We start from the raw sequence: 12,195 nt of genomic DNA, 5'->3' as shown, positions 1-12,195 counted from the left end.
CGACGTCGTATAATTTCGCAATTGTAACAGATAGATTCCCGCTAAAAATGGTCGTAATCACCTACAATCGCGCCCACTGGCGCGGTGCACAGCGGGATGACGGGTCCTGGCGCCCTGTCGGTTGTCGGCCGGAACCTTCCTGTGCGGTCAGGGTCAAAGGTTTCACGAAATCTCCAGGGGGTGCTGGTTACAGTCCTCAGATTGTGTTTTTGCCGGGTCAATCAGCGGGTCTGTGGTCGATACGGATGGGCCGTTTCTGGTGGACAGGCGTACAATTGGTGTAAGGTGTCGGAAAAGGGTTGGCGGCCACGTGGCTACAGCCCCGCAATTCACAGGTGATGATCCTTGAACGATATGGCAAAAAATCTGGTTCTCTGGCTAATCATAGCCGCCGTGCTGTTGATGGTGTTTCAGAATTTCTCTCCCACCACCACCGGCCAACAAGTCAACTATTCCCAGTTTGTGGAGATGGTCCAGCAGGGCCAGGTCCGGCAAGTGACCATTGATGGTCTTCAGGTGCAGGGTGTCCGTGGTGACGGTTCCCAGTTCCAGACCATTCGCCCGCAGGTCTCTGACAACAAACTTATGGATGATCTGCTCGCCAATAGCGTCGAAGTGATCGGCAAGGAGCCTGAGCGCCAGAGCCTGTGGACGCAGTTGCTGGTGGCCGCGTTTCCGATTCTGATCATTATTGCGTTGTTCGTATTCTTCATGCGCCAGATGCAGGGCGGTGGCGGCGGCAAAGGCCCCATGTCCTTTGGCAAGAGTAAGGCACGCTTACTCAGTGAAGACCAGATCAAAACCACCTTTGGCGATGTCGCCGGTGTTGATGAAGCGAAGGAAGACGTTAAAGAACTGGTCGACTTCCTGCGTGACCCGAGTAAATTCCAGCGACTGGGTGGCCGCATTCCGAAAGGCGTGTTGATGGTGGGCCCTCCGGGTACTGGTAAGACGCTGCTGGCAAAAGCCATCGCCGGTGAAGCGAAAGTGCCGTTTTTCTCCATCTCCGGTTCTGACTTCGTAGAGATGTTTGTGGGCGTGGGTGCTTCCCGTGTTCGTGACATGTTCGAGCAGGCCAAGAAGCAAAGCCCTTGTATCATTTTTATCGATGAGATTGATGCGGTTGGTCGCCATCGTGGCGCCGGCATGGGCGGTGGCCACGACGAGCGTGAACAGACCCTGAACCAGCTGTTGGTTGAGATGGACGGTTTTGAAGGCAACGAAGGCGTCATCGTGATCGCTGCTACCAACCGTCCGGACGTTCTGGACCCTGCGCTGCTGCGCCCGGGTCGCTTTGACCGTCAGGTGGTGGTGAGCCTGCCGGACATTCTTGGTCGAGAGCAGATTCTTAAGGTGCACATGAAGAAAGTGCCCCTGGCCGACGGTATTGATCCGGCAGTTATTGCCCGTGGTACGCCTGGTTTCTCCGGTGCTGACCTCGCTAACCTGGTGAACGAGGCGGCCCTTTTCGCGGCGCGTCGTAACCAGCGTCTGGTTTCCATGGAAGAGCTGGAACTGGCGAAAGACAAAATCATGATGGGCGCCGAGCGCAAATCCATGGTGATGAGCGAGAAAGAAAAACGGAACACCGCGTATCACGAGTCTGGCCATGCCATTGTTGGTCGCCTGGTGCCTGAACATGATCCTGTCTATAAGGTCAGTATCATTCCCCGGGGGCGCGCTCTGGGGGTGACCATGTTCTTGCCGGAAGAGGACAAGTACAGTCACTCCAAGCGCTACCTGACCAGCTCAATCTGCAGTCTGTTCGGTGGCCGAATTGCCGAAGAGCTGACGCTTGGCTTTGACGGTGTGACGACTGGCGCCTCCAACGACATCGAGCGTGCCACCAGCCTGGCCCGCAACATGGTCACCAAGTGGGGGTTGTCGGAAAAGTTGGGTCCCCTGCAGTACGATACCGACAGCGAAGAGCCGTTCTTGGGTCGTTCTGCCGGCCAGTCGCACTCCCATCACTCTCCGGAGACCGCCCAGAGGATTGATGAGGAAGTTCGAAATATCATTGATGAGTGTTATGCCACGGCCAAGCAGATCCTGATTGAGAACCGTGACAAACTGGACCTGATGGCTGAGGCCCTGATGAAGTACGAGACCATTGATCGCTACCAGATCGATGACATCATGGCAGGCAAAGAGCCGCGGCCCCCGAAAAACTGGGGCGATAGCGGTCCCACCGGCGGAGTGAAGGCTGAAGAGCCCGCTCCGGAGCCCCGGTCATCGGATGACGGGCGTCAGCCCGGAGTAGGCAGGCCCGCCGGCGAGCACTGATCGCACGCGCAAGGCCTAGTCAAATACAGCGCCGCCCGGCCTCCGGGCGGCGTTTGTTTTTGTTACCCCTGAACAGAAAACTTCGGAATACCTGCTATGAAAATGAATTTTGCTGGCCGTTCGGTAGACCTGTCCCGCTGCCAGGTGATGGGGATTCTCAATGTCACGCCCGATTCCTTTTCTGATGGTGGTCGTTTCAATACCGCCGATGCCGCGCTCGTTCGCGCCAGGACCATGGTCGAAGACGGCGCCTCGTTTATTGATGTTGGCGGTGAATCAACCCGGCCCGGCGCCGCACCAGTGTCAACCCAGGAAGAGCTGGACCGGGTTTGCCCTGTGGTGGAGGCCATTGCCCGAGAGCTGGATACGGTGATTTCAGTGGATACCAGCAACCCCGTGGTGATGGCGGAAGTGGTCAGTCTCGGTGCCGGTTTAATCAACGATGTGCGGGCGCTCCAGCGAGAGGGTGCACCGGAAGTGGCGGCCAAAGCCGGCGTACCCGTCTGCATCATGCACATCCAGGGTGAGCCGGACACCATGCAGGATAATCCCCGATACCATAACGTTCGGCGCGACGTGAGTTCGTTTCTGACCGAACGGATGCGGGTGGTAGAAAAAGCCGGCGTGCGGCAGGAAAACATCATCCTGGACCCGGGATTTGGCTTCGGGAAAACCGTTGAGCACAACATCCAGTTGTTGGCGACTCTGGAGCAGTTGCATTTGCTGGGGCATCCGTTGTTGATCGGGGTGTCCCGGAAATCCATGCTCGGAGCGATTACCGGCCGAGACGTCAACGAAAGGTTGCCGGCAAGCCTCGCTGCCGCGACAATATCCGCCATGAAAGGCGCAAGCATCCTCAGGGTGCATGATGTGCGGGAGACGGTGGACGCCGTCAAGGTCGTGACGGCAGTTAAGGAGGCAATCTGATGTCCCAGCGCAAGTATTTTGGAACCGACGGAATCCGGGGGAGAGTGGGCGAAAGTCCGATTACCCCGGAGTTTATGTTGCACCTTGGGTGGGCAGCAGGCCAGGCATTCAAGAGGCAGGGCCAGCGAAACAGCGTACTGATTGGAAAGGATACCCGCTTGTCAGGTTACATGTTTGAATCCGCACTTGAGGCGGGATTGTCTGCTGCGGGGGTGGATGTGAAGTTGCTTGGCCCGATGCCGACGCCGGCCATTGCCTACCTGACCCGAACGTTTCGGGCATCTGCAGGCATTGTGATCAGTGCCTCTCATAACCCGCACCACGACAACGGCATCAAGTTCTTCTCGGCTAACGGCACCAAGCTCGATGACGCCCTGGAGGCTGAGATCGAGCGCTGGCTCGAGCAGCCGATTCAGGTGTGCGAGCCCAATGAGCTGGGCAAGGCAAGCCGTGTCGACGACGCTCCGGGCCGGTACGTGGAGTTCTGCAAGAGTACGGTGCCCAATGAGTTTACCCTCGATGGACTGCATATCGTGCTCGACTGTGCCCATGGCGCCACATACCACGTTGCCCCCAAGGTGTTTAAAGAGCTCGGAGCCAGGGTTTCGGTGATTGGCGCAGAACCGGACGGGCTGAATATCAATCTCAATGTGGGGTCGACCCACCTGGATGCTCTGAAACAAACCGTTGCGGATAAGCAGGCTGATCTGGGCATTGCTTTCGATGGCGATGGCGACCGTGTGCTGATGGTCGACCGGGATGGCTCCGAGGTGGATGGAGACGAATTGCTGTTTATTCTGGCCTCCCAGCGTCATGCTGAAGGTCGGTTGAACGGTGGCGTGGTTGGAACCCTGATGACCAATCTGGGGGTTGAGCTGGCGCTGCGCGAGATTGGCATCGAATTCGAGCGTGCCAATGTGGGTGACCGTTATGTGATGGAGCGGTTGCTGGCCAACAACTGGATTATTGGCGGAGAAGGTTCCGGCCATATGGTGATTCGTGACTGCACCAGTACCGGCGACGGTATTGTCTCTGCGTTGCAGGTGCTGTTGGCGATTCGCCGGTCTGGCAAGACCCTGGGAGAGCTACGTCAGGGTATGGCCAAGTTGCCCCAGACGATGGTGAATGTGCGGGTGGCCCAGCGATTTGATCCGCTCAGCCGGTCAGACATCGTTGAGGCGATGCGCAGGGCAGAGGCTGAACTGGGCGAGGCCGGCAGAATCCTGTTGCGGGCGTCGGGAACGGAGCCCCTGATTCGAGTGATGGCAGAAGGTCAGAATGCCGATGACATTGCCCGGGTTGCCGAGCAGCTGGCCCTCGTCGTGGAGCGTTCAACACCCTGATTTTGTGGAATAGGGCGGGTTGTGCGAGACAAATGTCTGCTGTATAGTTCGCCCTCCCTCAGGTCGGGACGATTGAGATTTGGTATGCGTCGCAAGATCGTAGCTGGAAACTGGAAGATGAACGGGTCGAAAGACCTGGTGCAGCAGCTGGTCGGTCAGGTCCGCGAGCAGGTTGCCAGTCTTGATGCCAGGGCAGAGGTGGTTATCATACCTCCTGCCCTTTATGTTGACTCTGTGGTTGCGCTTTGTGGCTCTGAACTGATTGCTGGCGTGCAGAACGTCAGCCAGTGGCAGTCAGGGGCATACACTGGTGAAGTGTCCTCTGACATGGCGAAAGATCTGGGGTGTCAGTACGCCCTGGTTGGTCATTCCGAGCGTCGCCAGTTGTTTGGTGAGTCCGACGAAGTGGTTGCCAGGAAGATCGAGCGTGTTCTGGCATCCGGGCTGACGGCAGTACTTTGCGTCGGTGAAACTCTGGAAGAACGCGAGGCCGGTTCGGCTGAGCGGGTAGTGGCCAGCCAGGTTCAGCAAGGTCTGGCGTCGGTGGCTGGTGACCAGTGGTCGAAAATTGTGGTTGCCTACGAGCCGGTATGGGCGATAGGCACTGGAAAGACGGCGACTGCAGAAGATGCCCAGGCCATGCACGCGGATATTCGCCGGGTGCTTGCAGAGATGGGTGCGCCGTCTGAGACGATTTCAGTACTTTACGGCGGCAGTGTAAAAGCGGATAATGCGGCCGCTCTGTTTGCAGAGCCCGATATTGATGGCGGTCTTATAGGTGGTGCTTCCCTTAAGGCTGAAGATTTTGTAAGTATCTGCCGTGCGTTTCCGGTGGGTGCGTAAGCCAAAACGTTTACGAGAGTCTGTATGGATTGGATGGAAACACTGGTAGTCGTTGTTCACGTCGTGATCGCCGTGGCTCTGGTGGGTTTGGTCCTTATCCAGCAGGGTAAGGGTGCAGATGCCGGTGCTGCTTTCGGTGGCGGTGCGTCCCAGACCGTGTTCGGTAGTCAGGGTAGTGGTAGCTTTCTGACCCGTCTGACCACGTTTATGGCGGTTGTGTTTTTTGTGACGAGTTTTTCGCTGGCAATCTTCGCCAAGCAGCGTGCTGAAGTGGCAGGTGAGGCCGGGATTCCGACAGTTCAGGAATCCCGTCAGGCGCCGGCTGAAGCTGCGCCGAGTATCGAAGAATCTGCAGGTGGCGAAAGCGAGGGTGGGGAGTCTCAGCTCCCTGACCTCGAGTAAAGAATGATGCCCGGGTGGTGAAACTGGTAGACACGCCATCTTGAGGGGGTGGTAGCGAAAGCTGTGCCGGTTCGAGTCCGGCCCCGGGCACCATATTTGAGTAAGACGGCTTGGAAGTTCCAGGCCGTTTTTTTTGGTCAGTCCTTGACCAGTCTGCGCGGCGTCTCTATACTCCGGCGGATATTGGACCTTGCAACGGCGTTGTGGTGTCCAGGCAGGCCAGGTGTCTGTCGGCAGAGGGCAGAGTTGGGTTAGCTTTCTGCGAATTCTTGCAACAAAAGGCCCCATTCATAGGGGCTTTTTGATTAAGGGGCCTGGCGCAAAGGGCCCTGGTGCATAAAAAGGGCTGATCAACAGCCCTTTTTTTGTTTTTGTAGTCCGAAAATCTGAATACGGAGGCGGCGACTCTTGTCAGCCAAGCTTAAACAACTGGAAGACATTCTGCGCCCGGTAGTGGAAGGGCTCGGGTATGAATTCTGGGGTATCGAATACCGTTCCCGGGGCTATCAGTCCATGCTTCGGGTGTTTATTGATGATGCGGAAAATGGCATCAGCATTGAAGACTGCGAGAAAGTCAGCCGTCAGATAAGCGGCGTGATGGATGTGGAAGACCCCATCCAAAGTGAATACACCCTTGAGGTGTCGTCGCCGGGTATGGACCGGCCGCTGTTTCGTCTCGAGCAGTATCAGGAATTCGTTGGCCATCAGGTTCAGATCAAGCTGCGCATGGCGTTTGAAGGCCGGCGCAAATTTACTGGCCTGATCAAAGGTATAGAGGGCGATGAAGTCATCGTGGTTGTTGATGACCACGAATACTTGTTGCCTTTTGACAGTATTGAAAAGGCCAACATCGTACCGGTTTTTGAATGACCCATTCGAACAAGACTGTGGATGCATCGATTATATTGAGGGCAGGGCAATCCAATGAGTAAAGAGATCTTGCTGGTAGTAGAATCCGTCTCGAACGAGAAAGGTGTCGAGAAAGACGTGATTTTCGAGGCGATCGAGCTGGCGCTCGCGACCGCTGCCAAGAAGCGTTATGAAGACGAAGAAGCGGACATCCGGGTTGCCATTGACCGCCGCACCGGAGAGTACGAGACCTTCCGCCGCTGGTTGGTAGTGGACAACGACGCCGTTCCTGCGCTGGGTACAGAACTTACCTTCCAGGAAGCCGAAGAAATCAGTCCAGACCTGAAGCCGGGCGACATCCACGAAGAGAAAGTGGAATCAGTCGCCTTTGGCCGTATCGGCGCCCAGGCTGCCAAGCAGATTATTTTCCAGAAGGTTCGCGAAGCCGAGCGCATGAAGATCGTCGACAGCTACCGCGACCGCGTTGGCGAGCTGGTTTCCGGAACGGTCAAGAAGGTGACACGGGACAACGTGATTGTGGATCTGGGTGGTAATGCCGAAGCACTTCTGCCCCGTGAGCATCTGATTCCCCGGGAAACCTTCCGCATGGGCGACCGCGTGCGTTCCCTGTTGCTGGAGATTCGCACCGATCATCGGGGCCCGCAGCTGATCCTGAGCCGTACCGACGCGCAGATGCTGATTGAGCTGTTCCGCATTGAAGTGCCGGAGATTGCCGAGGACCTGATTGAGATCCGTGGTGCAGCCCGTGATCCCGGCTCCCGCGCCAAGATTGCCGTGAAGACCAACGATCGCCGTATTGATCCGGTGGGTGCCTGCGTGGGTATGCGGGGCTCCCGTGTCCAGGCCGTGTCCAACGAGCTGGGCGGCGAGCGCGTTGATATTGTGCTGTGGGACGACAACCCGGCCCAGTTGGTCATCAACGCCATGGCGCCGGCCGAGGTTGCCTCCATCGTGATGGATGAAGACCGCCACACCATGGATGTTGCCGTCGCCGAAGACAATCTGGCCCAGGCCATCGGCCGTAACGGCCAGAACGTTCGTCTGGCCACCGAGCTGACCGGTTGGACTTTGAACGTAATGACCGAGGAAGAAGCCGGCGAGCGCCAGGAGCAGGAATACTCTCGCCTGGTTGAGCACTTTACCGCGCACCTGGACGTTGACGAGGAATTTGCCGGTGTCCTGATCGACGAAGGCTTTACCTCGATTGAGGAAGTGGCGTACGTGCCGATGGAAGAAATGCTAGCCATCGATGGCTTTGACGAGGAAACCGTCACAGAGCTGCGCCGTCGTGCCAAAGACGTCCTGTTGAACCAGGCGTTGGCGAGTGAAGAGGCCCTGGAGGGCGCGGAGCCCGCAGAAGATCTTCTCAACATGGACGGTATGGACCGTTCACTGGCGTTCAAACTCGCCGGTATGGGCGTGCGTACGATGGAAGATCTGGCTGAGCAGTCAATTGACGAACTGCTCGAAATTGAAGGTATGGATGAAGAGCGTGCTGGTCAGCTGATCATGACCGCGCGTGCCCCCTGGTTTGAAGACCAGGCCTGATTCGGGAGAGGAGGACCAGTATGGCTGATGTAACGGTAAAACAACTGGCCGCAGATGTAGGCGCTCCCGTGGATCGTTTGCTGAAGCAGATCGTGGAAGCGGGCCTGAAAGCCCGCAGTGAGAACGACGCTGTCACCAGTGATGAGAAGCAGCAGTTGCTGACCTATCTGAGAAAGACCCACGGTGAAGCTCAGGCAGAGCCGAACAAGATCACCCTTAAGCGGAAAACCACCACCACGTTGAAGGCCGGTAAGGCAAAAACCGTGAACGTGGAAGTGCGCAAGCGCCGCACCTATATCAAACGTGCGGAACTGCAGCCGGAACCAGAGGTTGAAGCACCGAAGCCGGAAGAGGTAGCGGAACAGCCTGCGGCTGAATCCCCGGTGGTTGATGAAGCACCAAAAGTGGCTGCAGAGCAGCCGCAAGACCAGCCGGTAGAAACCGCCGCTCCATCGGAGCCGGCAGCGGCCGAGCCTGTTCAGGAAGAAAAGTCCGAACCCGAACTGGAAACAGCGCCGGAGGACATTCCCATGCCTCCGCCTGAAGACGAAGGTCGGGATCGCAAGCCAAAGAAAAAGAAAGAAAAGGTACGCGAGCGCGGCGACGATATCGAAGAAGGCAAGCCGAAGAAGAAACAGGCTGGCCATCGCGGCCCTCGCAGCCGTCCGGTTGAAGAACCTCTGGTGATTTCTGAAGACGAGGAAGAAACCGTTCCTCGCAAGCAGCTGCGGGCTAAAAAGAAACCGAAAGAAAAGCGTCATGCTTTCGAGAGGCCCACCAAGCCCATGGTTAGAGAAGTACAGATTCCGGAAACCATCACCGTCGGTGATCTTGCCCAGCGCATGGCTGTCAAAGCCGCTGATGTCATTAAAACCCTGATGGGAATGGGCGTTATGGCCACCATCAACCAGGCACTGGATCAGGAAACCGCCGTTCTGGTAACCGAAGAGCTGGGCCACAAGCCCAAAGCGGTCAGTGAAGATGCCTTTGAAGAAGAAGTGCTGAGCGAGATTACCGTGCAGCATGAAGGCAAGGAAAAGATCAAGCGCGCCCCGGTTGTGAGCGTGATGGGTCACGTTGACCACGGTAAAACCTCCCTGCTGGACTACATTCGGCGCACCAAGGTGGCCGCGGGTGAGTCCGGTGGTATTACCCAGCACATCGGCGCCTACCACGTAGAAACCGATCACGGCATGGTGTCGTTCCTGGACACCCCGGGCCACGCAGCGTTTACCGCCATGCGCGCGCGCGGTGCCCAGTGCACGGATATCGTTATCCTGGTTGTGGCTGCGGATGACGGTGTTATGCCGCAAACCAAGGAAGCGGTTCAGCATGCACGCTCTGCCGGTGTGCCGCTGGTGGTCGCCATCAACAAGATGGACAAGGAAGAAGCCGACCCGGACCGCATCAAAAACGAACTGTCTGCTCTGGATGTGATTCCGGAAGACTGGGGCGGCGACGTGCAGTTTGTGCCTGTGTCGGCCCATACCGGTCTTGGTATTGATGATCTGCTGGAAGCTGTCTTGCTGCAGGCTGAGATTCTGGAACTTGAAGCGTCACCGGATGCCTCCGCCCGTGGTGTGGTTGTTGAGTCCAGCCTGGAGCGTGGTCGTGGTTCTGTTGCGACCGTTCTGGTTCAGAACGGCACCCTGCGCCAGGGCGACATGGTGGTGGCCGGCTCATTCTACGGCAAGGTTCGGGCGATGACCGACGAAGCCGGCAAGCAGGTGAAGGAAGCGGGTCCGTCCATTCCGGTCGAAATTCTTGGCCTGAACGGCACGCCGGATGCGGGTGATGAGTTCTTAGCCGTGGCTGATGAGAAGAAAGCCAAAGAATTGGCCGAATTCCGCCAGACCCGCGAGCGCGAGCAGCGCCTGCAGCGCCAGCAGGCCGCCAAGCTGGAGAATATGTTTGAGAACATGGGTAAAGACGAAGTCAAAACCCTTAACGTTGTTCTCAAGACCGACGTTCGTGGCTCCCTGGAGGCCATCACCAAGGCCCTGCAGGACCTGGGTAACGAGGAAGTTCAGGTCAAGATCGTCTCATCTGGTGTCGGCGGTATTGCCGAGACAGACGTGAGCCTGGCCATGGCTACCAACGCCGTTATTTTCGGTTTCAACGTGCGTGCGGATACCGCTTCCAAACGCCTGGTTGAGCAGGAAGGTCTGGATCTGCGCTACTACAGCATCATCTATAACCTGATTGATGATGTTAAGTCGGCCCTGACTGGTATGCTCAAGCCCGAATTCCGGGAAGACATCGTGGGTATCGCCGATGTGCGTGACGTGTTCCGTTCACCGAAGTTTGGCCAGGTGGCCGGCTGCATGGTGACCGAGGGTACCGTATACCGTAACAAGCCGATCCGCGTACTGCGTGACAACGTGGTTATCTTCGAGGGCGAGCTGGAATCCCTGCGTCGCTTCAAGGATGACGTACCGGAAGTCCGCAACGGTATGGAGTGTGGTATCGGTGTTAAAGGCTACGACGTGAAAGTGGGCGATCAGATCGAGGTGTTCGATCGCGTTCGCGTTGAGCGTCAGCTCGAATCAACGGGGGCCTGATGGCACGGGAATACAGTCGCATAGATCGTATCGGCGATCAGATGCAGCGTGAACTGGCCCAGCTCATCCAGCGCGAGGTCAAAGACCCTCGCGTTGGTATGGTCACGGTGAATGCCGTCAAGGTCAGCCGCGATCTGGGCTATGCCGATATTTACGTTTCCCTGTTGTCGACCGAAGAGCTTACCGAGCAATCTCCGGAAGTTCAGGATTCCCTGGCGGTGCTCAACAAGGCCTCGGGATTCCTGCGAGGCCAGGTCGGGCGGGCGATGAAGCTGCGGGTGGTACCCCACCTGCGTTTCCACTTCGACAGCCTGCTTAACCAGAGTCGCAAGATGGACCGTCTGATTCGCGAAGCCGTGGGGGATCAGCCTGCTGTTCCTCGCGATGATAACGACGATCCGGTTTCAGATAATCCGGAGCGTGATGCTTGAGCCGAAGACGTAAAGGCCGTGACGTAAATGGCATCCTGGTGATCGACAAGCCCCAGGGTGTCACCTCCAACGGGATTCTTCAGCAGGTAAAACGCCTGTATGGCGCCGCAAAGGCGGGCCACACAGGTGCGCTTGATCCACTTGCTACTGGTGTTTTGCCCCTGTGTTTTGGCGAAGCAACCAAGTTTTCCCAGACCATGCTCGACAGTGACAAGGCTTATGTCACTACCGCTCGGCTGGGCATACGCACAGAAACCGGTGATAGCGAAGGCGCAGTGGTTGAAGAAAAGCCGGTGCCAGCGTTGACTGAAGCTCAGGTGGAAACGGTGCTAGAGCGGTTTCGGGGCGATATCCAGCAGGTACCGTCGATGTATTCCGCGCTGAAGCACAAAGGCCGGCCACTTTACGAGTATGCCCGTGAAGGCATTGAGATCGAGCGCCCGGCGCGTCCTGTTACCATCTATGAGTTGACCCTGCTGGCGGTTCGCGAGCAGGAGCTTGACCTGGCGGTGACCTGTACCAAGGGTACGTATATACGCTCACTGGTTGAAGATATCGGTGCGGTACTTGGGTGCGGTGCCCATGTCAGTGCCCTGCGGCGTACCCTGGCCTCTGGCTACACGCTGGAAAATGCTCACGATGTCAAAGACCTGGAAGCCATGCGCGAGCGCGGTGAGAGCCTGGACGGCTTGCTGCTGCCGCCGGAAAGCGCGCTGACGATGTTTCCCGAGCACCGGCTGTCTGGCTCGGCACTGGTATCGATATTGAACGGACAACCGGTTAGAATACCGGGTCAGTTCCTTGAAGGTTTCGTGCGTGTCTACGGCGATCGTAACTTCGTGGGATTGGCAGAAGCTATGCCGGAGGGCGATGACACCAAACTGGTGCCACGCCGTCTGGTAAAGAACAGCGGCGGGTAACACCACCGCTGATTAGCCGGGCTGTAGAGATGCGCGGTTCGGCCGGATTTATCAGCATCGCAAACCA

General features: G+C 57.3%; 10 protein-coding genes and 1 tRNA gene. All 11 read left to right on the top strand.

Features of this window, described 5'->3' with window-relative positions:
- The first annotated feature begins 345 nt into the window (after nt 1–345).
- The 11 genes from ftsH (at nt 346) to truB (ending at nt 12,128) form a co-directional block, all read left to right on the top strand.
- Nucleotides 346–2,283 carry an ATP-dependent zinc metalloprotease FtsH gene (gene ftsH / locus ACTZWX_RS08545; protein WP_172972290.1) on the top strand — a complete coding sequence of 646 codons (1,938 nt, stop codon included), beginning with the start codon at nt 346–348 and terminating at the stop codon, nt 2,281–2,283.
- A gap of 96 nt (nt 2,284–2,379) precedes the next feature.
- A complete protein-coding gene (gene folP, locus ACTZWX_RS08540; protein ID WP_444713570.1) occupies nt 2,380–3,210 on the top strand; it encodes a dihydropteroate synthase in 831 nt (276 codons plus the stop codon).
- On the top strand, nt 3,210–4,553 hold the full coding sequence (gene glmM, locus ACTZWX_RS08535) for a phosphoglucosamine mutase (protein ID WP_444713569.1): 1,344 nt from the start codon (nt 3,210–3,212) through the stop codon (nt 4,551–4,553). Before folP ends, glmM begins: the two co-directional genes overlap by 1 nt.
- 84 nt (nt 4,554–4,637) lie before the next feature.
- On the top strand, nt 4,638–5,396 hold the full coding sequence (gene tpiA, locus ACTZWX_RS08530) for a triose-phosphate isomerase (protein ID WP_444713568.1): 759 nt from the start codon (nt 4,638–4,640) through the stop codon (nt 5,394–5,396).
- Between the two features lie 24 nt (nt 5,397–5,420).
- Nucleotides 5,421–5,798, top strand: a complete 378-nt coding sequence (secG, locus tag ACTZWX_RS08525) for a preprotein translocase subunit SecG (RefSeq protein WP_444713567.1) — start codon at nt 5,421–5,423, stop codon at nt 5,796–5,798.
- An 8-nt stretch (nt 5,799–5,806) separates the two neighbouring features.
- A tRNA-Leu gene (locus tag ACTZWX_RS08520) sits at nt 5,807–5,891 on the top strand.
- A 315-nt stretch (nt 5,892–6,206) separates the two neighbouring features.
- The gene (rimP, locus tag ACTZWX_RS08515) at nt 6,207–6,668 is read left to right on the top strand and encodes a ribosome maturation factor RimP (protein ID WP_058092549.1); all 462 of its coding nucleotides are present in this window, start codon (nt 6,207–6,209) and stop codon (nt 6,666–6,668) included.
- A 54-nt stretch (nt 6,669–6,722) separates the two neighbouring features.
- Nucleotides 6,723–8,216 carry a transcription termination factor NusA gene (gene nusA, locus ACTZWX_RS08510; RefSeq protein WP_072676297.1) on the top strand — a complete coding sequence of 498 codons (1,494 nt, stop codon included), beginning with the start codon at nt 6,723–6,725 and terminating at the stop codon, nt 8,214–8,216.
- Nucleotides 8,217–8,236: 20 nt separating this feature from the next.
- Nucleotides 8,237–10,777: a translation initiation factor IF-2 gene (gene infB, locus ACTZWX_RS08505; RefSeq protein ID WP_444713566.1), complete on the top strand. Its 2,541-nt coding sequence runs from the start codon at nt 8,237–8,239 to the stop codon at nt 10,775–10,777.
- The gene (gene rbfA / locus ACTZWX_RS08500; RefSeq protein WP_061330634.1) at nt 10,777–11,208 is read left to right on the top strand and encodes a 30S ribosome-binding factor RbfA; all 432 of its coding nucleotides are present in this window, start codon (nt 10,777–10,779) and stop codon (nt 11,206–11,208) included. The genes infB and rbfA overlap by 1 nt, the downstream gene beginning before the upstream one ends.
- Entirely contained in the window at nt 11,205–12,128 is a 924-nt protein-coding gene (gene truB, locus ACTZWX_RS08495) for a tRNA pseudouridine(55) synthase TruB (RefSeq protein ID WP_444713565.1), read from the top strand. Before rbfA ends, truB begins: the two co-directional genes overlap by 4 nt.
- Nucleotides 12,129–12,195 lie beyond the last annotated feature (67 nt).

Origin of the sequence: Marinobacter sp. NSM (assembly GCF_052380025.1) — a bacterium.
Classification (GTDB): Bacteria; Pseudomonadota; Gammaproteobacteria; order Pseudomonadales; family Oleiphilaceae; genus Marinobacter.
Note: the sequence above shows the minus strand (reverse complement) of the source record. Positions and strands in the feature narration are given on the sequence as shown.

Excerpts from the sequence above, each read along its gene's own strand:
- tpiA (WP_444713568.1), top strand. The coding sequence starts at position 4,638 with ATGCGTCGCAAGATCGTAGCTGGAAACTGGAAGATGAACGGGTCGAAA.
- infB (WP_444713566.1), top strand. The coding sequence starts at position 8,237 with ATGGCTGATGTAACGGTAAAACAACTGGCCGCAGATGTAGGCGCTCCC.
- secG (WP_444713567.1), top strand. The coding sequence starts at position 5,421 with ATGGATTGGATGGAAACACTGGTAGTCGTTGTTCACGTCGTGATCGCC.
- folP (WP_444713570.1), top strand. The coding sequence starts at position 2,380 with ATGAAAATGAATTTTGCTGGCCGTTCGGTAGACCTGTCCCGCTGCCAG.
- rbfA (WP_061330634.1), top strand. The coding sequence starts at position 10,777 with ATGGCACGGGAATACAGTCGCATAGATCGTATCGGCGATCAGATGCAG.
- nusA (WP_072676297.1), top strand. The coding sequence starts at position 6,723 with ATGAGTAAAGAGATCTTGCTGGTAGTAGAATCCGTCTCGAACGAGAAA.
- glmM (WP_444713569.1), top strand. The coding sequence starts at position 3,210 with ATGTCCCAGCGCAAGTATTTTGGAACCGACGGAATCCGGGGGAGAGTG.